Here is a 25,599-nt window from a genome sequence, read left to right as displayed (position 1 = left end):
GCGGTGCGGGCTCCTCTGCCTCGGGCAGCCCGCTCGAACAGCAGGTGCCATCCATGTTTCCGGCGAGTTCCAGCCAGAAGACGCTGAGTCAGAGATAGTGGTCACCCACACAGACTCACCAGAGCTCGACCACAGACGAAACGAGTTGAACAGACTCGAACATCGCCCGGACCCAGCACCGGACGGAGGGGATGCGCCATGACGTCGACACGGCCCACCGGCCCCGAGGGACCCGCGGGATCCTCCACGAGGACCGACCAGCTGTTCGCACTGCAACGTCGCGAACGGCTGATGGACCAGCTGAGGCTGCACGGTGCCGTTCGCGTACGCGACCTCGCACAGACCCTCTCGGTCAGCGAGCTGACGATCAGGCGGGACATCGCGGCGCTGGCCGAGCGGGGCCTTCTGACCAGGGTGCACGGCGGGGCCACGCTGCCCTCCGCCCTGGAGCAGGAGCCGGTGCGCCGGAGGCGGCTCGCGATACCGGCGTTCACGATCGGGATGGTGGTCCCCTCACTGGACTTCTACTGGCCGCACATCGTCAGTGGCGTCCGCAACGCCGCGGCGGCGCACGGCGTCAACGTGCAGCTGAGGGGATCCAGTTACGACCAGGCGGAGGACCGCCGCCAGATAGTCCGCCTGACCGAGTCCGGGCAGGTGCAGGGACTGCTCCTCGCACCGAACCTGGAGGGCCCCGGCATGCACGAGATGATCGACTGGATCGGCAGGCTGCCGGTCCCCGTGGTGTTCGTGGAGCGCAACACCCCCGACTGGACCCCCACACCGCACCAGCTCGAATGGGTGCGGAGCGATCACGCGACCGGGCTGGAGATGGCGGTCCGGCATCTGCACACGCTCGGCCACCGCGCCATAGGGCTTGTGCTTTCCAAGGGCAGCCCCACCTCGGCACACCTCGCCGTGGGGTGGCACCGCGCCTGCGGCGCACTCGGTCTGCCCGCCGACTTCCTGATACGCGAGAGCGTCGCCCTCGACGTCCCGGGACACCGTCGGATCATCGGTGACATCCTGGAAGGCTGCCGCCGTTCCCGCATCACCGCGCTCATCGTGCACAGCGACCCCGACGCCCTCTCGGTGGTGCAGTACCTGACCGAGCAGGGCGTCCGCATCCCCGACGACCTGGCCGTCGTCAGCTACGACGACGAGGTCGCCCATCTCGCCGACCCGGCCATCACGGCCGTACGGCCGCCCAAGGCGCTCGTGGGACGCACGGCCGTCGAGATGATGCTGGCGCGTCTGCTCGAAGGCAGTCGCCGTCCCGCCCAGCGTGCCCTCATCCTGCCGGAGCTGATGATCCGCGCCTCGTCGCAGCCCGCTGCACCGCAGTCGTTGCCCGCACCCGGTCCGCGGCGCCGCGAACCGGCCTGAGCGGTCCCGGTAAGACTTCTGCCGGGACCGCTCCCCCGCAGGAGCGCGGGCCACCCCGCTGCGTCCTCCTTGCGTGTCAACCGGCCGTACGCCGTTCGCACTCTGGTCGCGAGCTGTTCGACGCCCAGGGTGTCGAGGCCGTCCTGCCCGGCCACGGCGGACCGCGCCGCGGCGACGGCAGGGGCCTACACGTCCCACGACGTGGCCGTGTACGCCCCCTGCTCCGGCATCGCGGCCTCCGCCAGGGCACGGCGGACCGGCGTCGTGTCGACCCGGCCCCCCTTCGGCGGGGCGGAGAAGGTGTTGAAGGCGTCGAGGACGAGCTTCCCCGGCTTCAGGACGAATCGCACCTGGTGCTTGCGGTCCGGCAGGCCGCGCAGCGAGTAGGCCGCCGGACGCTTGTGGGTGGCGGCGGTCTTCGTCGATCAGCATGACAGCGCGTCCTGGTCGCCGCTCTCACTCTCCGCCCGGTAGTGGACGGCCCCCATCAGCCCTGTCCTCCCGCTCCGTCCCGCTGCCTCGTCGCGGCCAGGATGACGTGGGGGACCGACGCGTCCGGCACGACGACGGCCCGCCCATCACCACCACCGCCCACCGGTCGTCGCGCAGGAGCACAAGTCTGCCGTCGGTCAGGACGGCGGTGGGAAGACAGCCGCACACGACGAGCGTCGCACTGTGTCATCATATGAAGACATCACTTGATGACAAACTCGGGGAGTGCCGATGACCGCCAGACACACAGGGGCCGGCCTGCGGCAGCGCGCGTTGGTTCCGGTGCTGGTGTTCATCGGCACGGTGGTAGCGGTGATCAGCAGCCTGGGGGCGCCCCTGGTGCCGACCATCGCCGCCGTGGACCATGTGTCGCTGGCCGACGCACAGTGGTCGCTCACGATCACGCTCCTGGTCGGATCGGTCGCCACCCCGGTGATGGGACGACTGGGCGACGGGCCGCACCGGCGCAGGGTGATCCTGGGAGCGCTCACGGTGGTGCTGGTCGGCAGCGTGCTCGCGGCACTGCCGCTGGGCTTCGCCTTCCTGGTCGCCGGGCGCGCACTGCAGGGGGTGGGCCTCGGTCTCGTCCCCCTGGCCATCGCCACCGCGCGCGATGTGCTGTCGGCCGAGCGGTCACGTCCGGCGGTGGCACTGCTCTCCATCACGACCGTGGCCGGTGTCGGCCTCGGCTACCCGCTCACCGGGCTGATCACCGAGTCGTCGGGCATCCACGCCGGTTTCTGGTTCGGCGCGACCATCAGCGCTCTCGCCCTCCTGGCCGCCGCGCTGGTGGTCCCCCAGGTCGACGGACGGGAGGAGCGTCCGCTGGACGCCCCGGGGGCGGTGATGCTCGCCGTCGGGCTGGCCTCGCTGCTGCTTGCGCTGAGCGAGGGCGAGGTCTGGGGCTGGACCTCGGCCCGGGTGCTGGGCCTGGTCCTGTTCGCGCTGGCGCTGCTGGCCGGCTGGAGCGTCCACGAACTGCGCACCACCCACCCGCTGGTGGACCTGAGGACGCTGCGCAACCGATCGGTGCTGACCGCCAACGTCGCCGGACTGATAGCCGGTGTGGCGATGTACATGATGATGTCGCTGGTCACCCGATTCGTGCAGACCCCGAGTTCCACCGGATACGGCTTCGGTACGTCGGTGTGGGTCACCGGGCTGGTGCTGCTGCCCTTCTCGGCAGCCAGTGTGGCGTCCAGCAAGCTGGTGCCGCTGCTGACCCGGCGGACCTCCACGGCGATGGTGCTGCCGATCGGCTGCGGAATCTCGCTGGTCTCGATGGTGCTGTTCCTGGTCGCCCGGAACAGCCTGTGGGAACTGTTCGTGATCATGGGCGTCGCCGGACTCGGTGTCGGCTGCACCTTCGCGGTGATGCCAGGCCTGATCGTCGGCGCCGTGCCCGCACACGGGACCGGCAGCGCCATCAGCTTCAACCAGGTGGTGCGCACCATCGGCTACACCACCGGCAGCGTGCTGAGCGCCGTCGTACTAGAGGCCCACACGGACTCCGGGCAGCTGCTGCCCGCCAACAGCGGATACCAGAGCGCCGCCTGGCTGGGCTGCGCGATATGGGTGGTCACCGCTGTCGTTACGATCGTCCTGCCGAGCCGCTCCGCAGCGGCGGAGCACCCTGCGACCCCAGTGACCTTGGACGAGAAACTGCTGATGGACGAGAGCATCGCGGACGCCGAGTCCGCCGAGGACAGTGCCACCGCGACACCGGGCCGGTCCGACCGGTGAGCCCCGGCAAGCGGCGGGACTCCGCCCGCAGTCGGCAGCTCCTGCTGACCGCCGCGGCCGGCCTGTTCGCCGAGCGCGGCTTCGACCGCAGCACCACCAGGGAGATCGGCGAACGCGCCGGCGTCGACCCGGCCCTGATCGCCCGCTACTTCGGCGGCAAGGCGCAGCTGTACATCGCTGTGCTCGACCTGGACCGGGCCAGCGCCAGGCCGGCCGACCTGCTGGAACCCGAGCGCAACCTGATGCTGGTGAACGGCGTCGACCGGCGCGGCCCGGGCCCGCTCCTCCGGGCCGCGGTCACCCCGCACGAGGACCCCGAGGTGCAGGACGCCGCCATGGACCAGCTGCACTGGCGCCTGGTGGACCCGCTCTGCGAGCGCTTCACCCGCGAGGGCCTGGACCGGCCCCGGCTGCGGGCGGAGCTGGCGGTGGCGGCGTTCGTGGGCATCGTGCTGTCCCGCCATTGCGGCGCGCTCAGGACGCTGGCCGAGGCCGGGACGGACGAGGTCGTCCAGCTGGTCCTGGAGATGCTCGGTCAAGGTCGCTGAGCGCGGGCACGGGGCCCTGGCGGCGACGCGCTCACGGTAGGACCCGGCGCCGCCCGGCCCTCGCCCCGTGCCGGTACGCCGTCGGCCCGGCTGTTCCCGTCCGTCCTTCGTCGCGCTCGCCCACCACTCCCCCGGGCCGCACAGCCGGTCCACGAAACGTCCGCACCCGGGGCGAGTCGGACCGGGGAGCGAGGACCAGCCCTGACCGTCCGGGCCGCAGACCGTCCGGGGCGTCCGGTCTGGAGCGACGACGGGCGGACCGCGGGGGCAGTGTCGGTCTGCTGTCGTATCCTCCTTCCCGCCACCGCACAGCGACTCGGAGGACCAAGAGAACTGACCAACCTGACTGCCTTCCCGCTGCCCTTTCATCTCTCCCGTTCCATAGCGTCCGCGACACCGCGGACACTGCGGGAACTCCAGATGTTGCAGTGCAGCTCGCACATCCGGGCGAAGCCTGACTGGTTCGACAAGATGAACGATGCCGGCATCGTCGCCAGGTGGACGAACGAGGCGTTCGCCCAAGGGCCCACCGAAGCGCAGGTTCGCTACGAACAGAACGACGACAACGGGGTGCGCGAGGTCTACGGCCTGGAGGACGAGGACGCGCTGAACCAGACGCTGGGATCGGCGTCGACCCCCGCGGGCCGCTGTCTGGCGTTCCCGAACATCCTGCAGCACCGCGTCGGGCCGATCCGCCTCACGGACGCCACACGCCCGGGACATCGAAAGATTCTCGCGTTCTTCCTGGTCGACCCGTCGGAACGCATCGCCTCGACATCCGACGTGCCTCCGCAACAACCCTGGTCCGCCACGTCGACCATGACGCTTGAACAGCCCAAGCACTTTCGCGAAGAGCTCATGCAGGAACGCACGTTCTTCGTCGACGAGCACAACGAGCAGCTCCACGAACGAGCGTTCTCCCTCTATGAACACTGAACCGTTCCCTTCCCGGGAGGCCTGCACGTCGACGCCCTCCCCCCGCCTGACCTGTCCCCGACGCCAGGGCGAGGCGCAGGCGTCCCTGCCGGCGCGCAACGACTCCCCGGCTCCACCCGGTTCCGGGGTTCGGTTTCCCGAACCCCGGAACCGGGTGCTGACACGATCGATCGCCGAGCCCTGTCCGCCGAGGATGAGGGTATGGCTGAGATGACGACGGATATCGAGACGGGAACCGCCGCCCGGGCGGAGGACCTGCACCGTGAGTACGGGCGCGGCACCGCGACCGTGCGTGCCCTGCGCGGTGTGTCGGTGGCCTTCGAGCCCGGGACCTTGACTGCGGTGATGGGGCCCTCAGGCTCCGGCAAGACCACCCTGCTGCACTGTCTTGCGGGGATGGACCGGCCCACTCGGGGCTCCGTCTGGTGGGGCGGGACCGAGGTGTCCCGGCTGCCTGAGCGGCGGCTGGCGGAACTGCGGCGCAGCCGGGTGGGATTCGTGTTCCAGGCGTTCAACCTGATGCCGGCCATGACGGTCGCGCAGAACGTCGAGCTACCCGGCCGGCTGGCCGGCCGGCGGCCCGACCGGGGCCGGGTGACGGACGCGCTCGCCCGGGTCGGGCTGACCGGACGTGAGCGGCACCGGCCCGGACAGCTGTCCGGCGGACAGCAGCAGCGCGTGGCGATCGCCAGAGCGCTCGTATCCCGCCCTCAGGTGATCTTCGCCGACGAGCCGACGGGCGCGCTCGACCGGACCACCAGCCATGAGATCCTTGCCCTGCTGCGCGCGGGTGTGGAGCAGGACGGCCGGACGTGCGTGATGGTGACCCACGATCCGGTCGCCACCGGGTACGCGGATCGGGTGCTGCTGCTCGCCGACGGCCGGGTGGTGGACGAACTCGACCGTCCCACCGCTGCCCAGGTCGGCGAGCGCCTGAGCCGGCTGGGTGCGTCAGCGTGATGGTCGCACTCGCTCTCGGCCAGATGCGCCGGCGTCCGGCTGCCTTCACCGGTCTGGCAGTCGCCCTGCTCCTCGCCATGGCCACCCTGACGCTGTTCGGCTCGCTGTTCGCTGCCGACGCGACCACACCTGCGGACGTCCGCGGGGCGGTCTCGGGCCCCGGACCGACGGTGATCGCCGGCGCCTTCGGTGAGATCTCCGTCCTGGTGGCGTTCTTCGTCGTGGTCAACGCGCTGGGTTCTGCTCTCCGTCAGCAGCACCAGGAGCTGGCGCTGCTGCGCACCGTCGCGGCGACGCCCCGTCAGGCGCGGCGGCTGGTCCGAGGCCAGGTCGTCGCGACCACCTTGCTGATGGCTCCGCCGGGCTGGGTCGTCGGGGTGGCTGGGGCCCGTCGCTTCCTCGCCGAACTCCAGCGGCTGGGGATGGCGGCGCCGGGCGTGCGGGTGCCATCGGCACCGGTGCCGATGCTGGTCGCGCTGGCCGCCGTACTCGCCGTCGGGCTGACGGCCTCGGCTGTCGCGGCCCGGCGGATCTCCCGCGTCGCGCCCGCGGCGGCCCTCGCGGCGAGTTCGACCGAGCACGGGCGGACCGGCGCACCCCGCCTGCTCGCCGGGATCGGCGTGCTGGCGGGTGGAATCCTGCTGCTCCGGCTGGCGGCCTCGCGTCCGGCTGAGCAGGCGGACAAGGCGGGGCAGGCGGCACTGCTCGCCTCGCTGGTTCTGCTGATCGGCGTCGCCCTGACGGGGCCGTTCGCGGCGCGTCTCCTGACAGCCGCGCTCGGAGCGCCGCTGCGGGCGCTGGCACCCGGTGCGGGGTGGCTGGCCGACGCCAATCTGCGCGGGTACGCGCGGCGCCTGTCGTCCGTGGTGGTCCCGGTGGCCCTGCTCGTCGGGCTGTCGGGCACCATGCTGATCATGACAAGCACCGCCGAGCACGCCGCGAGCCCGACGGCGAACGGTGTCAGCTCCGCCTCGGACGTCTGGCTGCGTCAGGCCGAGCTGGCGCTCCTGGCCTGCTTCGCCGCCGTGTCCACACTCAACACCCTGGTCGCCGTGACCGCCGAGCGGCGCCGCGAGTTCGCGCTGCTGCGGCTGGTCGGTGCGACCCGGCCGCAGCTGATGCGCATGCTGACCGCGGAAGCGATGCTGACCGCTGCGGTGGGTGTCCTGCTCGGGTCGGCGGTCGCGGGTGCCGCGTCGGCGGCGTTCAGCACGGCGATGACCGGCTCGCCGGTGCCGTCCGTACCGGTGGCCGCCTGCTGGTTCATCGTCGCGGGAGCGGCGCTGCTGACGGTCCCGGGCATCCTGGCCACGGGCCTGCGGGCGGTCCACGGCCCGGCGGCGGAGCAGGTGGGGCGCGGCCGTGACTGAGCACGCGGCACGGCCTGTCGCCGGGGGCGCGGCGTCCGGGCGGGCACCGGCCCGCACGGAGCCTCGGGCCGGGTCGGACGCGACCGCCCACCAACCCGAGCCCGGCGCCCGCCGCGGAGGACCGGCACAGACGCCGGGACCGGAGATGGCTGAACGGCGGCGCTGTCTGTCCGTCCGGGGCGGCGAATGGATCTTCGCCGTCGTCGGGCTGCCGCTTGCCGTGCTCGGCGGCGTATACGCCCTCGCCGTCCTGTACGCGGGGGCGCTGCTCTCACTCACCGTGCTCGGTCTGCCGTTCGTGGTCGTCGCGCTGCTGGGCGCGCGTGGGTCGGGCGCGCCGCACCGGCGGCTGGTCGGCCGGTTGCTCGGCGAGTACGTCGAGGCGCCGGCGAAGCTGCCGCTCCCGGCGGGCCCGGTCGCCCGTGGCCGTGTCGTGCTGACCGATCCGGTCGCCTGGCGGACCCTGTTCTACCTGGTGCTGCGCCTGCCCCTCGGACTGCTCGGGTTCGCCGCCGCCGTGGTGCTTCCACTGGGCTGCGGCTGGCTGATCGGCTTTCCGCTCTGGATCCGCCTGCTGGAACCGGACCGGCAGCCGGCCGGCTGGCCTGCTGCCGCCTCCACGCTGCTGGGCCTCCTTCTCCTGTCCGCGGTGCCCGGCGCGATCCGGTCGCTGAGCGGAGCGAACCGGCGGCTCGCACAGTTGCTGCTCGGGCCGGCCCGTGCCCAGCAGCGTGTGCGGGAGCTGGAGACGGCCCGTGCCACTCTGCTCGCGGACAGCACCGACCGGTTCCGGCGCCTGGAGCGGGATCTGCACGACGGCACCCAGGCCCGGCTCGTCGCCCTGGCCATCACCCTCTCGCTGGCCGACGACGCACTCTCTCCCGCAGCCGGCCCCGACCTCCGCAAGCTGCGGAGCCTGGTGGACCGAGCCCGCACCCAGACCGACGACACCGTCGTCGAACTGCGGCGGCTCACCCAGGGAATCCACCCGGTGGCGCTGGACGGCGGCCTCGGCGAGGCGCTGCCCGGCCTCGCCGCCACCTCACCGGTACCGGTCACCGTCCACCTGGATCTGCGGGAACTCCCGCACCCCGCGGTCGCACGAGCCGTCTACTTCTGCGCTGCCGAGCTCCTCACCAACATCGCCAAGCACAGCGGCGCCCGCTCGGCCGAACTCACGGCACGCGCGGCCGACGGCCGCATCCGCCTGATCGTGCGCGACGACGGGTGCGGCGACGCCGCACCCGGCACCGGTACCGGCCTGACCGGTCTGGCCGGGCGCCTCGCCGCGGTGGACGGGATCCTGCACGTGCACAGTCCGCACGGCGGGCCCACGGTCATCACCGCCGAACTGCCGACGCGTCTGCGCTGAATCCTCCACCGCCGCTCTCCGCCAGGTAGGCCAGCACGGCCTTCACCCGCCTGTTGTCGGTGTGGGTCGCCCGCAGTCCTAGCTTGGTGAAGACAGCGGCGACGTGCTTCTCCACCGCACGCTCCGACACGACCAGCAGTGCGGCGACGGAGCGGTTGGAGTGTCCCTGCGCCATCAGATCCAGCACCTCGCGCTCGCGTGGCGTCAGGGTGTCCACCCCACTGCGCCGGCCACCGCGCATCAAGCGGGTGACCACCTCGGGGTCCAGCGCCACGCCGCCTTCGGCGACCCGGTGCAGGGCGTCCACGAACTCGGAGGTCCGGGCCACCCGTTCCTTCAGCAGGTATCCGACACCCGCCGCTCCACCGGCCAGCAGCCGGGATGCCCAGGCGGTCTCGACGTGCTGGGAGAAGACCAGGATGCCGACCTCGGGCGACACCTCACGGATCTCGACGGCGGCGCGAATGCCCTCGTCGGTATGGGTGGGCGGCATCCGGATATCCACGACAGCTACGTCGGGCCTGTACTCGGCCACCCGGGCGAGCAGCTCGGGTGCCGTCCCGGCGGTGGCCACCACCTCACATCCGCGGGCACCCAGCAGCTCGACCATGCCGTCACGGAGAACGACGGAGTCCTCCGCCAGCACCACACGCAGAAGCCCATCGGTCATGAGGCCATTATCGGGCCCGCTGACGGTCGGCCGTCAGCGGGCCCGCCGCCCCCCACGCGCCGCCGCCGCGCTCAGGCGCAGGCCGGACACAAGCCGCGATAGGTGATCTCCACCGAACCGACGACGAATCCGAAGCGCTCCGTCTCGGGCAGGTCGCCCAGCGCGTCGCCGGCCGGGTGGACGTCGCGGACCGTTCCGCAGCCGGAGCACACCAGGTGCTGATGGGGGCGGCGGGCGTTCGGGTCGTAGCGCTTGGCCCGGCCCACGGTGGAGACCTCCAGCACCTCGCCGAGCGCCACGAGTTCCCCCAGCGTGTTGTAGACGGTAGCGCGGGAGATCTCGGGCAGTCGCGCGGCGGCCCTCAGATGCACCTCGTCCGCCGTCAGGTGCACGTGATCACCGTCGAGGACCTCCGCGACAACACGCCGCTGCGAGGTCAGCCGCCAGCCGGAGCCCCGCAGCCGTTGAAGAAGGTCGCTCATCTCGTTCCACCTGCTCCGCTTCACGGGGGACGCGCGGCCCCGGAAGGATCCACGGCACCGAGCCCCGGTCGTTATGGTTTTAGCGCAGTTCTTGACTTGGATGACGTCCATCGTAGGATCGATCCCGGCGACATCCAAGAGACAGGAAGACTCCGGTACGGCAGCAGAGACACGCGACGGACACCACCGGTCGAGCGCCCCCTCGTCGCACCCGCCCGGGTACCGTCCGGTCCGGTGGCCCGTGAGGCGTTCGGGCGGCCGCGGCAGGACCCTGGCGACAGCGTGCCCCTCCGCACGGCCCGGATCCTCCTCCCCCTGTTCAGCGCTCCCACGACCCGCCGGGTCCGGAAGGACTGCCATGACCGAGAACCACGAGTCACACGTCTTTGATCCCGTCACCCCGGATTCCCCCGAGACGGCCGTCCCCGAGGTGCCGGAGGCGCAGGCCGCCGGCTGCCCCGTGGCCCACGGCCGCGCGGCGCATCCCACGCAGGGCGGCGGGAACCGCCAGTGGTGGCCGGACCGCCTCAACCTGAAGATCCTCGCCAAGAACCCCGCCGTGGCGAACCCGCTCGGTGCGGACTTCGACTACGCGGCCGCTTTCCAGGGCCTCGACCTGCCTGCGGTGAAGCGGGACATCGCCGGAGTGCTCACCACGTCCCAGGACTGGTGGCCGGCGGACTTCGGCAACTACGGACCGCTGATGATCCGGATGGCCTGGCACAGCGCCGGCACGTACCGCATCAGCGACGGCCGCGGTGGCGCGGGCGCCGGTCAGCAGCGCTTCGCCCCGCTGAACAGCTGGCCGGACAACGGCAACCTCGACAAGGCCCGGCGTCTGCTGTGGCCGGTCAAGAAGAAGTACGGCCAGGCGCTGTCCTGGGCCGACCTGCTGATCCTCACCGGCAACGTCGCCCTGGAGACCATGGGCTTCAAGACCTTCGGCTTCGCCGGCGGCCGCGAGGACGTCTGGGAGTCGGAGGAGGACGTCTACTGGGGCCCGGAGACCACCTGGCTCGACGACGAGCGCTACACCGGCGACCGTGAGCTGGAGAACCCGCTCGGCGCGGTCCAGATGGGCCTGATCTACGTCAATCCCGAGGGCCCCAACGGCAACCCGGACCCGGTCGCGGCCGCCCGCGACATCCGCGAGACCTTCCGCCGGATGGCGATGAACGACGAGGAGACCGTCGCCCTCATCGCCGGTGGCCACACCTTCGGCAAGACGCACGGCGCGGGCCCGGCCGAAAGCGTCGGCGCGGACCCCGAGGGCGCCCCGATGGAGGAGCAGGGCCTGGGCTGGCGCAGCTCCCACAGGACGGGCAAGGGCGGGGACGCCATCACCAGCGGTCTGGAGGTGACCTGGACCAGCACGCCGACCAAGTGGGGCAACGAGTTCTTCCACAACCTCTTCGCCTACGAGTACGAGCTGACCAAGTCCCCGGCCGGTGCGCACCAGTGGATCGCCAAGGACGCGGAGGCGACCGTTCCGGACGCGCACGACGTGTCGAAGAAGCACAAGCCGCAGATGCTCACCACGGACCTGTCGCTGCGCTTCGACCCGGCCTACGAGCAGATCTCGCGCCGCTTCCACGAGAACCCGGAGGAGTTCGCGGACGCCTTCGCGCGTGCCTGGTACAAGCTGACGCACCGCGACATGGGCCCGATCCAGCGCTACCTGGGGTCCGAGGTTCCCTCCGAGGTGCTGCTGTGGCAGGACCCGCTGCCCGCGCGCACCGGTGAGCTGCTGGGCGCCGCGGAGATCACCGCGCTCAAGGAGCAGGTGCTCGCCACGGACCTGACGGTGGCACAGCTGGTCTCGGCCGCCTGGGCCTCGGCGGCGTCCTTCCGCGGCAGCGACAAGCGCGGCGGCGCCAACGGCGCCAGGGTCCGTCTGGAGCCGCAGCGCGGCTGGGAGGCGAACGACCCGGACGAGCTGTCCCAGGTCCTGCGCGCGCTGGAGGGCGTCCAGGCATCCTTCAACGCCAAGGGCGGCAAGCAGGTCTCGCTGGCCGACCTGATCGTCCTCGCGGGCAACGCGGCCGTGGAGCGGGCGGCCAAGGACGCCGGCGTCGAGGTGCAGGTGCCGTTCACCGCGGGCCGGGTCGACGCCACGCAGGACCAGACGGACGTGGAGTCCTTCGCCGCGCTGGAACCCGCCTACGACGGCTTCCGCAACTACGCGGGCAAGGGCAGCCGCCTGCCCGCCGAGTACCTGCTGCTCGACCGGGCCAACCTGCTGACACTGAGCGCTCCCGAGACGACCGTCCTGGTCGGCGGTCTGCGTGTGCTGGGCGCCAACTCCGGCGGCTCGCAGCACGGTGTCCTCACCGACCGGCCGGGCACGCTGACCAACGACTTCTTCGTGAACCTGCTCGACCTGGGCATCACCTGGAAGTCGACGTCGTCGGCGCAGGACCAGTTCGAGGCCCGCGACGAGGCCGGCCAGGTCAAGTGGACCGGCACCCGCGCCGACCTGGTGTTCGGCTCCAACTCCGAGCTCCGCGCCCTCGCCGAGGTCTACGCGAGCGACGACGCGCAGCAGAAGTTCGTGACGGACTTCGTCGCCGCCTGGGCCAAGGTCATGGACCTCGACCGCTTCGACCTGAGCTAGCCGCTCCCGGCCGCATCCGCCGGCCGAGAACCGGACACCTCCAACTGTGGGGCCCGTGCGCACACGCACGGGCCCCACAGCCATCGACGGAGCAGCCCGCCACTCCCCACCAGAACATGGTCGCCCGAGGCCGCGCCGACGCCTCGGCACCCGCCCCGGCCACGCGTCAGGTGCGAGGTCGGCACCCCCACCCGGAGACACCTCGGACGCGGGAACAGCCCTGCGTGGCACGGGGCCCCGGAGCGTGCGCCGTGCCGGTAGCGTGATCACCTGCCGCATGGAACGTCCATGTGTCCGACCGGTCCGTGCGGGATCCGGTGGCGAGCGAGGGGACCCTGATGAGCGAACGGACCAAGCCCAGGATCGAGGTTCTGGAGGGTGACGCGCCCACCGAGCTGACGATCCGGGACCTCGTGGTCGGGGACGGGCCCGAGGCGAAGCCGGGCCGGGTCGTGCAGGTGCACTACGTAGGGGTCACGTTTGCGTCAGGAAGGGAGTTCGACTCCTCCTGGGAGCGGGACCGGCCCTTCAAGTTCGCCGTGGGCGGTGGCAAGGTCATCAAGGGCTGGGACCGGGGTGTGCGGGGAATGAAGGCCGGCGGCCGGCGCGAGATCATCGTTCCGCCGCGCCTCGGTTACGGCAAGGAATCCCCCTCTGCGTCGATCCCGGCGGGCTCGACCCTGATCTTCGTCGTGGACCTGCTCACGGTCGTGGGCGGGCCGGCCGGAGCGAGGCCCGGCTCGGCCTGAATCCGGCGTGCCCGAGGGGCCGCTCGCTGGAACCGACCGACGAGATCACCGCCTAGCCCGGCCGTCCCGGTCGGCTTCGACCCGCACGCTCCCGAGCGGACCTTGTATGCGCGGCGACTCGTGCGCACCTCCTGCCACATCTGCGAGTCAGTCCGTGGTTCTTCATGCAGGGATCTCGACGCTGTCGCCCGCCTGGTCGCTGCCGTGCTCCTTGAACAGGTCGGTGGCCGCCTGCGCATCGGTGCCCGGCAGCGAGAGAAGTCGTTCCTGTACGCGGACCCGGCTGGGGCGTAGCCCAGCGTGATGGCCGCCACGACAGCCACCCAGAGCACAAGGGCGGCCCAACAGCGACGCTGCGCCCATCCGGCCGGGGCGCCGAATTGCCCGCCGGGTGTGAACCTGGGTCCTATGCCATGGGCGAGGCGAGGGACGCGGCGGAGCCACAGGGGGGAAGACACGATGCCCACCTCGATTTCGAGCGAGTGGTACCTGGAGCCACCGCCACATCCACGACCGCGCCGACAGCGGCCACGCCGAGCACCGGCCTCGCGAACGCGACGCTGACGGTGATCGAGAACATTCCGGCAGCGGTGATCAGCAGACTCCGGCCGCGGCACCCACGAGGGCGCCGACGAAGGCTGCACTGGCCCGGGGGGGGGAGGTGAGGGGCGACGGCATGCCATTGATCGTGCTCGCGACACTCCGAGCAGGCATCTGCCGCACCTGTCGTAGGGACGTTCGATGGCATGTGGGGTCGTACCGTGCAAGATACTCTCCGTTCGCGCACGCATAGTACGGAGAATTGACGGCACAGTCCTGATCAGCCCACGAAACTCAGCCGCACCTGCCGGTCGGCATTGTCCCTGTTCGTATCGACAAGGCACACCGACTGCCACGTCCCCAGCTCCAGTTGCCCCCCGATCACCGGCAGGGTCGCATGCGGTGGCACCAGGGCGGGGAGGACGTGGTCGCGGCCGTGTCCGGGGCTGCCGTGGCGGTGGCGCCAGCGGTCGTCGGCGGGGAGCAGGGTTTCCAGAGCGGTGAGCAGGTCGTCGTCGCTGCCGGCCCCCGTCTCCAGGATGGCGATCCCCGCCGTGGCATGGGGGACGAAGACGTTGAGCAGGCCGTCTCTGCCGTGTGCGGTGCGGGTGAGGAACTCCGCGCAGTCCGCAGTCAGGTCCATGACCGTCTCGGTCCGTCCGGTGGTGACGCTCAGCAGGTGAGTGGCAAAGGTTTCGGTCATGACCCCATTCTCGCGCTGCCGGGACGCGGCGCGGCCCCGGGAAGATCCGGGGCGCGGCCGAGGTTGGTAGAAAGGTGAACAACTTCGGGACGCGTGAGCTGGACGTGGTCGTCATCGGCGCCGGGCAGGCGGGGCTGTCCGCCGCCCATCACCTGCAGCGCGCCGGTCTCCGACCCGACGGGGACTTCGTGGTGCTGGACCACGCCCCGCGCCCCGGCGGCGCCTGGCAGTTCCGTTGGCCCTCCCTCACGTACGGCAAGGTGCACGGCATGCACGCCCTCCCCGGCATGGAGCTGACGGGCGCCGACGAAAGCCGCCCCTCGTCGGAGGTCATCGGCGCCTACTTCGACGCGTACGAGCGGCGCTTCGGCCTGCGGGTGCACCGTCCGGTCGACGTGAGCACCGTGCGCGAGGGAATGGACGGGCGGCTGCTCGTCGAGACCTCCGAGGGTGCATACGCCACGCGCGCGCTGATCAACGCCACGGGCACCTGGGACCGCCCGTTCTGGCCGCGCTATCCCGGCCAGGGGGCGTTCAGGGGACTGCAGCTGCACACGGCGAACTATCCGGGGCCGGAGGAGTTCGCCGGTCTGCGGGTGATCGTGGTCGGTGGCGGCGCATCGGGAACCCAGCACCTGATGGAGATCGCCGGGACGGCGGCGGAGACCTACTGGGTGACGCGCCGGCCCCCCGTCTACCGGGAGGGGCCGTTCGGCGAGGACCAGGGACGCGCGGCGGTGGCCATGGTGGAGGAACGCGTACGCCGGGGACTGCCGCCGCAGAGCGTCGTGAGCGTGACCGGGCTGCCGCTCAACGACGCCGTCCGGCACGCGCGCGAACAGGGCGTCCTCGATCGGCTGCCCATCTTCGAACGGATCACCCCGGACGGGGTGGCCTGGGCGGACGGCCGGACGGTCGAGGCCGATGCGATCCTGTGGGCGACCGGTTTCCGGGCCGCCGTCGATCACCTGGCGCCCCTGAAGCTCCGCGAGCCCGGCGGCGGCATCCGCGTCGAGGACACCCGGGCGGTACGGGACGCGCGCGTGCATCTCGTCGGGTACGGCCCGTCCGCGAGCACGATCGGCGCCAACCGGGCCGGCCGGGCCGCGGTCCGTTCGGTCACCCGGCTGCTGGACGGGGTGCCCGCCTGAGCGCACCGGCGCAACGCCAGAACACACGAACAGGGGATCGGTTGTTCGCTCGAACGCGTGGCCGCTCCGGGATTGATTGCTCAACTGCCGGGCGCCGGTCAATGATTACTACACGCACACAGAGGGCTACAGAACGCTACTGCGCATGTCCCACAGATCCACCATGCAACAAGGAGAATGACCGAGACGAACTTCCTGACCAACCTGCTTGCCGGCGTCGTCCACTTCGTGGGTTGGCTCGTCTGACCGTCTCTGCACCACGGCGCCGCTGCTCCCCGTCCCACGGGAGCGGCGGCGCTGCCGTGTGTCCGCCCCTCGACACCCCGGGCTCACCGTGAGGCCGACAGCGGCCGGACCCACGGCTCAGGTAGCGACGGGGGCTGGACTGCCGTCGCGGCGGACCAGGCCCGCATAGCGCCCGTCCTGCGCGAGCAGTTCCTCGTGTGTGCCGCTCTCGGCGACACGGCCGCCGTCCAGGACGACGATCTGGTCCGCGTCACGGACGGTGGAGAGCCGGTGCGCGATGGTGAGGGTGGTACGGCCCTTCGACAGAGCGTCGATGGCCTGCTGCACGGCGTGTTCGGTGCGGGTGTCGAGGGCGCTGGTCGCCTCGTCGAGGATCAGCACGGGCGGGTCGCGCAGGATCGTCCGGGCGATCGCCAGGCGCTGCTTCTCACCACCCGAGAACCGGTATCCGCGTTCGCCGACGAGGGTGTCGTAGCCGTCGGGCAGTCCGGCGATGTGGTCGTGGATCTGTGCGGTGCGGGCCGCGGCCTCGATCTCCTCGTCCGTGGCGTCCGGCTTGGCGAAGCGGAGGTTCTCGGCGACCGAGGCGTGGAAGAGGTAGGTCTCCTGCGAGACCACGCCGACAGCCCGGGCGAGGGTGTCGAAGTCCAGGTCACGGACGTCGATGCCGTCGATCGTGACCCGGCCCGACGTGACGTCGTAGAGGCGCGGGACCAGGTAGCTGAGCGTGGACTTGCCCGATCCGGTGGGACCGACGACGGCCAGGCTGTTCCCTGCGGGCACGGCCACGTCGATGCCGCTCAGGGTGGGGCCGCTCGTCGCGTCGTAGCCGAAGGTGACGTCCTCGAAGGCGAGGTCGCCACGGACCTTCTCCAGGCGGACGGGCTTCTCGGGCTCGGTGATGTCCACGTCGAGATCGAGGTACTCGAAGATGCGCGCGAACAGGGCCAGCGACGTCTGCATCTGCACACCGGTGGAGAGCAGACTCACGGCCGGCCTGAAGAGTCCCTGCTGGAGCGACACGAACGCGACCAGCGTGCCGATGGAGACGGCCGTGACACCCGACTGGAGGGTCAGGCCCGCCGCCCAGTAGATGACCGCGGGCATGGCGGCCATCACGATCCCGATGGTCGACATCCTCCAGCGCCCCGCCATGTTCGAGCGCACTTCGAGGTCGACCAGGCGCTCGGACTCCTCGGAGAAGGCCCTGGTGAGGGAGTCGGATCGACCCATGGTCCGGCCGAGCAGAATCCCGCTGACCGAGAGCGATTCGGTGACCGTGGCCGCCATCGCGGCCATCTGCTTCTGACGCTGGGTGGTGATCTTCTTGCGCTCCCGGCCGACACGGCGGCTGATCCAGACGAAGACCGGCAGCAGGAGCAGCGAGACGACCGTGAGGCGCCAGTCCAGCGCGAGCATCGCGACCACGGTGGCGACGACGGAGGTGAGGTTGGAGACCAGGGAGGTCGCGGTGGAGGTGACCGTCGCCTGCATCCCGCCGATGTCGTTGGCGATGCGGGACTGCACCTCGCCGGTGCGCGTGCGGGTGAAGAAGGCGAGCGGCATGCGTTGCAGCTGGGTGTAGACGGCGGTGCGCAGGTCGTGCATCACCCGCTGGCCGACCGTCGTGGAGATCAGGGTCTGCAGGACGCCGAAGACGCTGTTCATCACAGCGGTGAGGATCATGCCGAGCGCGAGCAGCGTGAGCAGGCCCGTGCGCCCCTGCGGGATGGCGGTGTCCAGGACCTCACGGAGCATGAAGGGCGAGGCGACCGAGACGAGCGACGAGGCGCCGACCAGCAACCCCACCACGGTGAGTCTGCCGCGGTAGGGACGGAAGAGCCGGAAGATGCGGCGGAGTTCGGCGGGCGGCTGCCCGGTGTCTGCGGCCGGAGGTGTCCAGGCGGGTTCGTCGGGTTTCATGGGCTCCTTCGAGAGCGTGCGAGGGAAATGCGGTGTGTGCGGGCCGGCTCCCGCGGCCGACAGGCCTCGATGACCGACCGCACGAGCCGACTTCGGGAGCCTAGCTCATTGTTACCCCTGTTCACAATGAACGAAGTCCTGATATTGTTCCCGTATGGACTCCCCCGACTCCGACGGCATGCTCGCCGAGCAGCTGCTGCGGCTCACGCGCAGGCTCCAGCGCATCCAGAGCCGGCAGCTGGAGCCGATAGGCATCACCCCGGCCCAGTTCCGCCTCCTGCGCACGACCGCGCACTACGACGGCCCTCCCCGGATGGCCGATCTCGCCGAGCACCTGGACGTCGTCCCCCGAGCGGTGACCACCCTGGTCGACGGCCTGGAGGCGAGCGGTCGGGTGCGGCGCGCCCCGGATCCGACCAATCGCCGGGTGGTCCGTATCGAGATCACCCAGGAGGGCCGTGCGGTGCTCCGTTCGATGCGCGACGCGCGGAAGGCCGCCGCGGAGGAGATCCTGGCTCCATTGACCGCCGAGCAGCGCGAGGTGCTCGGCGGGCTGCTCACCGCTCTGGTCGACGGGATGCCGGAGCGCCGCCGCTGCTGAGGCGTGCGGTGCGGTCCCCGCACCGCACCGCACCGTCGAGGGGACCCTGACATGCCGCTGCTGGAGCCCAAGCCGGAAGCCCTGCGTCCGCGTACGGCGCGGGAACCGTCCCCCGATCGGGTGCCGGACCGGAAGGCTTCGGGGACCCCTGCGGCGCTGCGGGCCGGCCTGACGGCCCTGCTCGGTCCGGAGAAGGTGCTGTGGAAGGTCTCCGACCTGGTGCGGTACGCCTCCGACGCCAGCCCCTACCGCTTCCTGCCGCAGGTCGTGCTGGTACCGGAGGATCTCGACGACGTCTCCGCGATCCTCTCCTACGCGCACGGCAACGGCCGGGGCGTCGTCTTCCGGGCCGCGGGCACCAGCCTCAACGGCCAGGCGCAGGGCGAGGACATCCTCGTCGACGTACGCCGGCACTGGACGGGCGTCGAGGTCCTGGACGGCGGCGCACGGGCCCGGATCCGGCCGGGGACCACCGTCATGCGGGCCAATGCGGCGCTCGCCCGGCACGGCCGGATCCTGGGGCCCGATCCCGCCAGCGCCATCGCCTGCACCGTCGGCGGTGTCGTGGCGAACAACGCCTCGGGCATGACTGCGGGCATCACCAGGAACTCCTACCGTACGGTCTCCTCGCTGACCTTCGTCCTGCCGAGCGGCACGGTGGTCGACACCGCCGAACCGGACGCCGACGAGCTGCTGCGTCACGCGGAACCACACCTGTGCGACGAACTGCTTGCGCTCAAGGCGGAGATCGAGGCGGACAAGCGGCTGACCGCCCGGATCCGCGCCAAGTACGAGATCAAGAACACCAACGGCTACCGCCTGGACGCGTTCCTCGACGGATCGACACCCGTGGAGATCCTTCGCGGCCTGATGGTCGGCTCCGAGGGCACCTTCGGCTTCATCTCCGAGGTCGTCTTCGACACCCTGCCCCTGGACCGCCGGGTCTCGTCCGCCCTGCTGTTCTTCCCCTCGCTCACGGCGGCAGCGGCGGCGGTGCCGCGGTTCAACGAGGCGGGGGCTTCAGCCGTCGAGCTCATGGACGGCAACACCCTGCGCGCCTCGGTCCGGGTCGACGGTGTCCCCTCCGACTGGGCCGGTCTCCCGCAGGGGACGACAGCGCTCCTGGTGGAGTTCCGCGCCCCGGACGAGGACGCGCTGGGCGCCTGTGAGCGGGCGGCGGCCTCGGTCGTCGCGGATCTCGACCTGGTGGCGCCCGCCGTCTCCGTGACCAACGAGTTCACCCGCGACGCCGCCACCGTCTCCGAGTACTGGAAGGCACGCAAGGCGTTCGTCACCGCCGTCGGCGGCTCCCGCCCCTCGGGCACGACGCTGATCACCGAGGACTTCGCCGTCCCCCCGTCGCGGCTCTCGGAGGCCTGCGAGGCGCTGCTCGCACTCCAGGCCGACCATGGCTTCGACGCGGCCGTGGCAGGTCACGCGGCGCACGGGAATCTGCACTTCCTGCTGGCCTTCGACGCCGCGCGACCGGCCGACGTCGAGCGGTACGCCGCCTTCATGGAGGAGTTCTGCACACTCGTCGTCGACCGCTTCGACGGATCGCTGAAGGCGGAACACGCCACCGGCCGCAACATCGCACCGTTCCTGGAGCGGGAGTGGGGGCCCACGGCGACGGAGCTGATGTGGCGTACGAAGCGGGCCATCGACCCCGACGGGGTCCTGGCACCCCGGATCGTCCTCGACCGGGATCCGAAGGCGCACCTGCGGGGGCTCAAGACCATCCCCAAGGTCGAGCCGGTCGCCGACCCGTGCATCGAGTGCGGGTTCTGCGAGCCCACCTGCCCCAGTGAGGACCTCACGACGACGCCGCGTCAACGGATCGTGCTGCGCCGGGAGATGATGCGTCAGCCGGACGGCTCACCGGTGGAGGCAGGGCTGCTGGACGCGTACGGCTACGACGCGGTGGACACCTGTGCGGGCGACTCCACGTGCAAGCTCGCGTGCCCGGTCGGCATCGACACCGGGGCGATGATGAAGGACTTCCGCCACCTCCGGCACTCCCCTCGCGAGGAGCGGGTGGCGGCTCTGACGGCACAGCACTTCAAGGCCGTGGAGGCATCTGCACGGATCGCGCTCGGCGCGGCCGGCTTCGTGACGCGCCACGCGGGTGATCGGCTGCTCGAGGCCGTGACACGGCTCGCCCGCAAGGCCGTGGACCCGGATCTGGTGCCCGAGTGGCTGCCCGAGATCCCCGGGCCGGCGCCCCGCGGACTGCCGCCGACCTCCCGGGCGGGTGCGAGCGCCGTGTACTACCCGGCCTGTGTGAACCGCATCTTCGCCGGCCCGGGCGACGCGGGAGCGCCCTCGCTCGCCGAGTCCGTCGTCTCCCTGTCCGCGCGGGCCGGCAGGCCGGTCTGGATTCCGCAGGACGTCTCCGGGACCTGCTGCGCGACGATCTGGCACTCCAAGGGGTACGACGTCGCCAACGCGGTCATGGCCAACCGCATCGTGGAGGCCGCGTGGGGCTGGACCGCCGGAGGCGCGCTGCCTCTCGTCGTCGACGCGTCGTCGTGCACGCTGGGGCTGGCGCACGAGGTGGTTCCGTATCTCACCGAGGACAATCTGGCCCTGCACAGGGAGCTGACCGTCGTCGACTCGCTGGTCTGGGCGGCCGACGAACTGCTCCCCTCCCTGACCGTGTTCCGCAGGACGGGTTCCGCCGTCCTGCACCCCACCTGTTCGATGGAGCATCTGGGGGATGTGGCGCACCTGCGCACCGTGGCCGAGGCGTGTGCCGAAGAGGTCGTCGTGCCGGACGACGCGGGCTGCTGCGGATTCGCCGGCGACCGGGGGATGCTGCACAAGGAGCTCACCGACTCGGCGACCGCCAGGGAGGCCGCGGAGGTCAACACCCGGGAGTACGACGCCTATCTGTCGGCGAACCGCATGTGCGAGATCGGGATGGACCGGGCGACCGGCCACCGCTACCACTCGGCGCTCATCGAGCTCGAGCGCGCGACCCGGCCCGTTCTCTGAGTCAGGCCCGCCGACCCGGTCCGGCCCTCCGCCGGCCCGACCCGGCACGTTCCCCCGGCCGGCGCGAACGGCCGCGGGACTCAGAAGTCCCGCCAGCGCGCGGGGTCCCGGGCGGGCGGACGGCCGGGACACGGACGCCCCGCGTGGTGCGGGCACCGATTCCGGGGCCGGAAATAATCGGTTGCCCCGGACGCGGTCAAGAAGCGAACCTTGCACGGTTTGGTCCCCCCACTGTTCCTCGAGGTCCGCGACGGATCTCCGCTTCCGATCCTTTGGGACGTCATGCAGATTCGCGATCTTCCGTACTCGGATCCCGGCGATCCCGACGTACGGTCAGGCCCCCGATTCCTGTTCTGGCTCGGGCGACGTCAGCTCACCGGCCAGCTCAAGTCCCTCTCCTGGGGGCTGCTCCACCACTGCGCCATCGCGGGCCTCCCGCTCGCCGTCGGCCTGGCGGTGCAGGCGACCATCGACGGCTCGGGCCGGGACCTCGCGACGGCCGGCGTCCTCCTCGTCGTCCTCGGCATCCTCATCGCCGTGGGCGACACCATGCTCCACCGGACGGCGGTCACCAACTGGATCACCGCCGCGGCCCGGGTGCAGCAGCTGCTGGCCCGCAGGACGGCCGAGCTGGGCTCCGCGCTGACCCGGAGGGTGGCGGCCGGCGAAGTGGTCGCCGTGAGTACGGGCGACGTCGAGAAGATCGGCTGGTTCGTGGAGGCGCTGTCGCGCTTCCTGGCCGCCGCGACGGCGCTCGTGCTGATCTGCGTCGGGCTGGTCCTCTACCTGCCCTCGCTCGGTGTGCTGGTCGCGATCGCCACCCCCGTCCTCGCACTGGCCGTCCTGCCGCTGCTCCCCCGGGCCACCCGCCGGGCGGACCTGCAGCGCGAGAAGGCCGGCCGGGCCACGGAGCTGGCCTCCGACACGGTGGCCGGGCTGCGGGTGCTGCGCGGCATCGGCGGCGAGGAGCTGTTCCTCGACCGGTACCGGCGTGCTTCCCAGGAGGTCCGCAAGGCCGCCGTGCGCAGTGCGCGGATGTGGGCGCTCATCTCGGCGATCCAGGTGTTCCTGCCGGGAGTTCTGCTGATCTCGCTGGTCTGGTACGGCGCGACGCTGGCCCGGGACGGCCGGATCGACGTCGGCCAGCTGGTCACCGTGTACAGCGCGGCGACCCTGATGCTCTTCCCCTTGCGCAACGTGGAGGAGATCGCCATGGCGTACTCCTTCTCACGGCCGTCCGCACAGCGTGCGGTCCGGGTGCTGTCCCTGCGTCGCAGCACCCGTGTGCCGACGGCGGATGCCGGGGCTGCTCCCCGTGGTGATCTGTACGACCCGGTGACCGGGCTGATGGCACCTCAGGGTCTGTTCACCGCCGTGGTCTGCGGTGATCCCGACGAAGCGGGGCGGCTGGCGGAACGGCTCGGCGGCCATGCCGAGACGGATGACGGATCCGGTCCGGTCCCCTCGGTCCTCTTCGGCGGCGTGCCGCTGGACGAGCTGCCGCTCGACTCGGCGCGGACCGCGGTACTGGTGCAGGACAAGGACCCGGTGCTGCTCTCGGGGACACTCCGGGAGCTGCTGGACGTCCCGTCCTCCGGCGGCGTGACGGCCGAGGACGCGCTGGCCGCGGCCCGGTGCGGTGATGTGCTGGACGCGCTGGCCCAGGCGTCCGTGGAGACGGACGGCGACCCGATGAACACCCGGATCACCGAGCGGGGCAGGTCGCTGTCCGGCGGTCAGCGGCAGCGTCTCGCGCTGGCCCGCTCGCTGGTCACCGACCCCGAGGCTCTTGTGCTGGACGAGCCGACGTCCGCCGTCGACTCGCACACGGAGGCCAGGGTCGCCGCCGGCATCGAGCGGCTGCGCCGGGGCCGTACGACGGTGGCCTTCGCCTCGTCGCCGCTGCTGCTGGACCTCGCGGACCGCGTCGTGCTCCTTCACGGGGGCACCGTCGTGGCAGCGGGCACGCACCGCGAACTGCTGCGTGACGAACCGCTCTACCGGGCGGTGGTGACCCGTGAGACCGAGGAGGAGGACGCGGCGGCCGGCTCTCACGACGGCCTCGCCGCGATCGGCGGCCTGCGACCGGCCCCGGAGGCCGAGGAAATGGCCCGTGCGGCCGAGGAAATCGAGGAGCGCGCATGATCGGCCTGGCACCACCGGCCTACGACCCGGCCTCACCGGAGTCGGCGACGACCCTGCCGGTCGGTTCGCCCACGACCGTGCAGACGTACGTCCGCGACCTGCTGCGGCGTCACCGCAAGCCCTTCGCCGTGCTCGTCACCGTCAACGCGGTCGCGGTGATCGCCTCGATCACCGGCCCCTATCTGCTGGGCGGACTGGTCGAGGACCTCTCGAACGGGGTCACCGACCTCCATCTGGAGCGGACCGCAGCGGTGTTCGCTCTTGCGCTGGTCGTACAGACCGTGTTCACACGGACGATGCGACTGCGCGGAGCGATGCTCGGCGAGGAGATGCTCGCCGATCTGCGCGAGGACTTCCTCGTGCGGTCGGTCGGGCTGCCGCCCGGCGTGCTGGAGCGGGCCGGCACCGGGGATCTGCTGTCCCGGATCACCACGGACATCGACCGGCTGGCCAACGCGATGAGGGAGGCCGTGCCGCAGCTGGCGATCGGCGTGGTCTGGGCGGGGTTGCTGCTCGGTGCGCTGGCGGTCACCGCACCGCCCCTGGCCCTGGCCGTGCTGATCGCGCTTCCGGTCCTCGTGACCGGCTGCCGCTGGTACTTCCGGCGGGCGCCCTCCGCCTACCGTTCGGAGGCCGCCGGGTACGCGGCGGTCGCGGCGGTGCTGGCCGAGACCGTGGACGCGGGGCGGACCGTGGAGTCGCACCGGCTGGGGGCGCGCAGGGTCGCGCTGTCGGACCGGCGGGTGAAGGAGTGGACGGCCTGGGAGCAGTACACCCTGTTCCTTCGGTCGGTGCTCTTCCCCGTCATCAACACCACCTACGTGACGATCCTCGGCGCGGTGCTGCTGCTGGGCGGCTGGTTCGTGATGGAGGACTGGATCACCGTCGGGCAGCTGACGACGGGGGCGCTGCTGGCGCAGATGATGGTGGATCCGATCGGTCTGATCCTGCGCTGGTACGACGAGCTGCAGGTCGCCCAGGTGTCGCTGGCCAGGCTCGTGGGCGTACGGGAGATCGAACCCGGCGCGGGTGACGAGGGCGTCGGTCCCGCCGGCCGGGAGGTACGGGCCGAGCAGGTGCGGTTCGGGTACCGCTCGGGGGTAGACGTCCTGCACGAGGTGTCGCTGGAGGTCGCCCCGGGCACCCGGCTGGCGCTGGTCGGGCCCTCCGGTGCGGGCAAGTCCACACTGGGAAGGCTGCTGGCCGGGATCTACGCGCCCCGGGCGGGTTCGGTGTCGCTGGGCGGCGCCGAGCTGTCCGGGATGACGGCGGAGCGCGTACGGACCCATGTGGCGCTGGTCAACCAGGAGCACCACGTGTTCGTGGGCTCGCTCCGGGACAATCTCCTTCTCGCGCGGACGGATGCCGAGGACGCGGAGCTGTGGGCCTCGCTGGCGGCGGTGGACGCGGATGGCTGGGCGAAGGCCCTCGACGAGGGGCTGGACGCGGAGGTCGGCTCGGGCGGGCTGGCTCTCACCCCGGCACAGGCGCAGCAGATCGCCCTGGCGCGCCTCGTCCTGGCGGACCCGCACACGCTGGTGCTGGACGAGGCGACCTCGCTGCTGGATCCGCGGGCCGCGCGTCATCTGGAGCGCTCGCTGGCGCGGGTGCTGGAGGGCCGTACGGTCATCGCGATCGCGCACCGGCTGCACACGGCGCACGACGCGGACGTGATCGCGGTCGTGGAGGACGGCCGGATCAGCGAACTGGGCGGTCACGACGAGCTGGTGGCCGCGGACGGCGCCTATGCGGCGCTGTGGCGCTCCTGGCACGGCTGACCGGGCCCCGGAGCCCGGGGGCGGCTTGTCCGGCCGCCCTCGGGCCGGGGCCTTCACAGGCGCCGGCGCCGGTGGGCACCCGTGCGGTGAATGACCCGAGGGACGGGCGATTCCGAGGCTCCGATGCCCACCGGGACCGTCGGTCACGGCTGCGCCCCGGGCCCCGTGGCGACGGGGCGGAGCGCGATGCCGGCGG

18 protein-coding genes and 2 pseudogenes are annotated in these 25,599 nt (G+C 71.6%); 15 read left to right on the top strand and 5 right to left on the bottom strand.

Features of this window, described 5'->3' with window-relative positions:
• Positions 1–198 precede the first annotated feature (198 nt).
• Entirely contained in the window at positions 199–1,386 is a 1,188-nt protein-coding gene (locus B9S57_RS28500) for a substrate-binding domain-containing protein (RefSeq protein WP_258036680.1), read from the top strand.
• A gap of 185 nt (positions 1,387–1,571) precedes the next feature.
• Here the strand turns inward: B9S57_RS28500 and B9S57_RS34745 are convergent, their stop codons facing one another.
• Positions 1,572–1,736 carry a hypothetical protein gene (locus tag B9S57_RS34745; RefSeq protein ID WP_181011508.1) on the bottom strand — a complete coding sequence of 55 codons (165 nt, stop codon included), beginning with the start codon at positions 1,734–1,736 and terminating at the stop codon, positions 1,572–1,574.
• 373 nt (positions 1,737–2,109) lie between these two features.
• Here B9S57_RS34745 and B9S57_RS28495 point away from each other — a divergent pair, with 373 nt between their 5' ends.
• The 7 genes and pseudogenes from B9S57_RS28495 (at position 2,110) to B9S57_RS28470 (ending at position 8,807) form a co-directional block, all read left to right on the top strand.
• Positions 2,110–3,621: an MFS transporter gene (locus B9S57_RS28495; protein WP_103760047.1), complete on the top strand. Its 1,512-nt coding sequence runs from the start codon at positions 2,110–2,112 to the stop codon at positions 3,619–3,621.
• Positions 3,618–4,169 (top strand): TetR/AcrR family transcriptional regulator, encoded by a 552-nt coding sequence (locus tag B9S57_RS28490; protein WP_181011513.1) that lies wholly within the window; start codon positions 3,618–3,620, stop codon positions 4,167–4,169. The genes B9S57_RS28495 and B9S57_RS28490 overlap by 4 nt, the downstream gene beginning before the upstream one ends.
• Positions 4,170–4,439: 270 nt before the next feature.
• Positions 4,440–4,667: pseudogene (locus tag B9S57_RS36550) on the top strand (hypothetical protein); the annotation flags it as partial.
• A gap of 45 nt (positions 4,668–4,712) precedes the next feature.
• Positions 4,713–5,105 (top strand): annotated as a pseudogene (locus B9S57_RS28485) (DUF4246 family protein); the annotation flags it as partial.
• A 201-nt stretch (positions 5,106–5,306) separates the two neighbouring features.
• Positions 5,307–6,065 carry an ABC transporter ATP-binding protein gene (locus B9S57_RS28480; RefSeq protein WP_103760045.1) on the top strand — a complete coding sequence of 253 codons (759 nt, stop codon included), beginning with the start codon at positions 5,307–5,309 and terminating at the stop codon, positions 6,063–6,065.
• On the top strand, positions 6,065–7,435 hold the full coding sequence (locus tag B9S57_RS28475; RefSeq protein ID WP_103760044.1) for an ABC transporter permease: 1,371 nt from the start codon (positions 6,065–6,067) through the stop codon (positions 7,433–7,435). Before B9S57_RS28480 ends, B9S57_RS28475 begins: the two co-directional genes overlap by 1 nt.
• 145 nt (positions 7,436–7,580) lie before the next feature.
• Positions 7,581–8,807, top strand: coding sequence for a sensor histidine kinase (locus tag B9S57_RS28470; RefSeq protein WP_103760043.1), 1,227 nt, complete (start codon positions 7,581–7,583; stop codon positions 8,805–8,807).
• Here the strand turns inward: B9S57_RS28470 and B9S57_RS28465 are convergent.
• Positions 8,776–9,477: a response regulator transcription factor gene (locus B9S57_RS28465; RefSeq protein WP_103760042.1), complete on the bottom strand. Its 702-nt coding sequence runs from the start codon at positions 9,475–9,477 to the stop codon at positions 8,776–8,778. The genes B9S57_RS28470 and B9S57_RS28465 overlap by 32 nt on opposite strands.
• A 71-nt stretch (positions 9,478–9,548) precedes the next feature.
• On the bottom strand, positions 9,549–9,959 hold the full coding sequence (locus B9S57_RS28460) for a Fur family transcriptional regulator (protein ID WP_103760041.1): 411 nt from the start codon (positions 9,957–9,959) through the stop codon (positions 9,549–9,551).
• A 358-nt stretch (positions 9,960–10,317) separates the two neighbouring features.
• Here B9S57_RS28460 and katG point away from each other — a divergent pair, with 358 nt between their 5' ends.
• Together katG and B9S57_RS28450 are read left to right on the top strand one after the other, a co-directional pair.
• Positions 10,318–12,573 (top strand): catalase/peroxidase HPI, encoded by a 2,256-nt coding sequence (katG, locus tag B9S57_RS28455; protein WP_103760040.1) that lies wholly within the window; start codon positions 10,318–10,320, stop codon positions 12,571–12,573.
• Positions 12,574–12,911: 338 nt separating this feature from the next.
• Positions 12,912–13,322 (top strand): FKBP-type peptidyl-prolyl cis-trans isomerase, encoded by a 411-nt coding sequence (locus B9S57_RS28450; protein WP_103760089.1) that lies wholly within the window; start codon positions 12,912–12,914, stop codon positions 13,320–13,322.
• An 820-nt stretch (positions 13,323–14,142) separates the two neighbouring features.
• On the opposite strand, the gene B9S57_RS28440 is transcribed toward B9S57_RS28450, so the two are convergent.
• The gene (locus B9S57_RS28440) at positions 14,143–14,565 is read right to left on the bottom strand and encodes a secondary thiamine-phosphate synthase enzyme YjbQ (protein ID WP_103760039.1); all 423 of its coding nucleotides are present in this window, start codon (positions 14,563–14,565) and stop codon (positions 14,143–14,145) included.
• Between the two features lie 74 nt (positions 14,566–14,639).
• Here B9S57_RS28440 and B9S57_RS28435 point away from each other — a divergent pair, with 74 nt between their 5' ends.
• Positions 14,640–15,716: an NAD(P)-binding domain-containing protein gene (locus tag B9S57_RS28435; protein ID WP_103760038.1), complete on the top strand. Its 1,077-nt coding sequence runs from the start codon at positions 14,640–14,642 to the stop codon at positions 15,714–15,716.
• Between the two features lie 363 nt (positions 15,717–16,079).
• On the opposite strand, the gene B9S57_RS28430 is transcribed toward B9S57_RS28435, so the two are convergent.
• Positions 16,080–17,885 (bottom strand): ABC transporter ATP-binding protein, encoded by a 1,806-nt coding sequence (locus B9S57_RS28430; RefSeq protein ID WP_103760037.1) that lies wholly within the window; start codon positions 17,883–17,885, stop codon positions 16,080–16,082.
• 154 nt (positions 17,886–18,039) lie between these two features.
• Between B9S57_RS28430 and B9S57_RS28425 the strand changes: the two genes are divergently transcribed.
• The 4 genes from B9S57_RS28425 (at position 18,040) to B9S57_RS28410 (ending at position 25,403) form a co-directional block, all read left to right on the top strand.
• Positions 18,040–18,486 carry a MarR family winged helix-turn-helix transcriptional regulator gene (locus tag B9S57_RS28425; RefSeq protein ID WP_103760036.1) on the top strand — a complete coding sequence of 149 codons (447 nt, stop codon included), beginning with the start codon at positions 18,040–18,042 and terminating at the stop codon, positions 18,484–18,486.
• 51 nt (positions 18,487–18,537) lie between these two features.
• Positions 18,538–21,480 (top strand): FAD-binding and (Fe-S)-binding domain-containing protein, encoded by a 2,943-nt coding sequence (locus B9S57_RS28420; RefSeq protein ID WP_103760035.1) that lies wholly within the window; start codon positions 18,538–18,540, stop codon positions 21,478–21,480.
• 282 nt (positions 21,481–21,762) lie between these two features.
• On the top strand, positions 21,763–23,625 hold the full coding sequence (locus tag B9S57_RS28415; protein ID WP_103760034.1) for an ABC transporter ATP-binding protein: 1,863 nt from the start codon (positions 21,763–21,765) through the stop codon (positions 23,623–23,625).
• Positions 23,622–25,403 carry an ABC transporter ATP-binding protein gene (locus tag B9S57_RS28410; protein WP_103760033.1) on the top strand — a complete coding sequence of 594 codons (1,782 nt, stop codon included), beginning with the start codon at positions 23,622–23,624 and terminating at the stop codon, positions 25,401–25,403. Before B9S57_RS28415 ends, B9S57_RS28410 begins: the two co-directional genes overlap by 4 nt.
• The last annotated feature ends 196 nt before the right edge of the window (positions 25,404–25,599 follow it).

The sequence above is a fragment of the Streptomyces sp. SM10 genome (assembly GCF_002910915.1).
In the GTDB taxonomy this organism is placed as follows: domain Bacteria; phylum Actinomycetota; class Actinomycetes; order Streptomycetales; family Streptomycetaceae; genus Streptomyces.
Note: the sequence above shows the minus strand (reverse complement) of the source record. Positions and strands in the feature narration are given on the sequence as shown.

Bases quoted from the DNA above. Each gene is read 5' to 3' on its own strand.
- B9S57_RS28500 (WP_258036680.1), top strand. From the start codon at position 199: ATGACGTCGACACGGCCCACCGGCCCCGAGGGACCCGCGGGATCCTCC.
- B9S57_RS28495 (WP_103760047.1), top strand. From the start codon at position 2,110: ATGACCGCCAGACACACAGGGGCCGGCCTGCGGCAGCGCGCGTTGGTT.
- B9S57_RS28480 (WP_103760045.1), top strand. From the start codon at position 5,307: ATGGCTGAGATGACGACGGATATCGAGACGGGAACCGCCGCCCGGGCG.
- B9S57_RS28475 (WP_103760044.1), top strand. From the start codon at position 6,065: ATGGTCGCACTCGCTCTCGGCCAGATGCGCCGGCGTCCGGCTGCCTTC.
- B9S57_RS28470 (WP_103760043.1), top strand. From the start codon at position 7,581: ATGGCTGAACGGCGGCGCTGTCTGTCCGTCCGGGGCGGCGAATGGATC.
- B9S57_RS28465 (WP_103760042.1), bottom strand. From the start codon at position 9,477: ATGACCGATGGGCTTCTGCGTGTGGTGCTGGCGGAGGACTCCGTCGTT.
- B9S57_RS28460 (WP_103760041.1), bottom strand. From the start codon at position 9,959: ATGAGCGACCTTCTTCAACGGCTGCGGGGCTCCGGCTGGCGGCTGACC.
- katG (WP_103760040.1), top strand. From the start codon at position 10,318: ATGACCGAGAACCACGAGTCACACGTCTTTGATCCCGTCACCCCGGAT.
- B9S57_RS28450 (WP_103760089.1), top strand. From the start codon at position 12,912: ATGAGCGAACGGACCAAGCCCAGGATCGAGGTTCTGGAGGGTGACGCG.
- B9S57_RS28440 (WP_103760039.1), bottom strand. From the start codon at position 14,565: ATGACCGAAACCTTTGCCACTCACCTGCTGAGCGTCACCACCGGACGG.
- B9S57_RS28430 (WP_103760037.1), bottom strand. From the start codon at position 17,885: ATGAAACCCGACGAACCCGCCTGGACACCTCCGGCCGCAGACACCGGG.
- B9S57_RS28425 (WP_103760036.1), top strand. From the start codon at position 18,040: ATGGACTCCCCCGACTCCGACGGCATGCTCGCCGAGCAGCTGCTGCGG.
- B9S57_RS28420 (WP_103760035.1), top strand. From the start codon at position 18,538: ATGCCGCTGCTGGAGCCCAAGCCGGAAGCCCTGCGTCCGCGTACGGCG.
- B9S57_RS28415 (WP_103760034.1), top strand. From the start codon at position 21,763: ATGCAGATTCGCGATCTTCCGTACTCGGATCCCGGCGATCCCGACGTA.
- B9S57_RS28410 (WP_103760033.1), top strand. From the start codon at position 23,622: ATGATCGGCCTGGCACCACCGGCCTACGACCCGGCCTCACCGGAGTCG.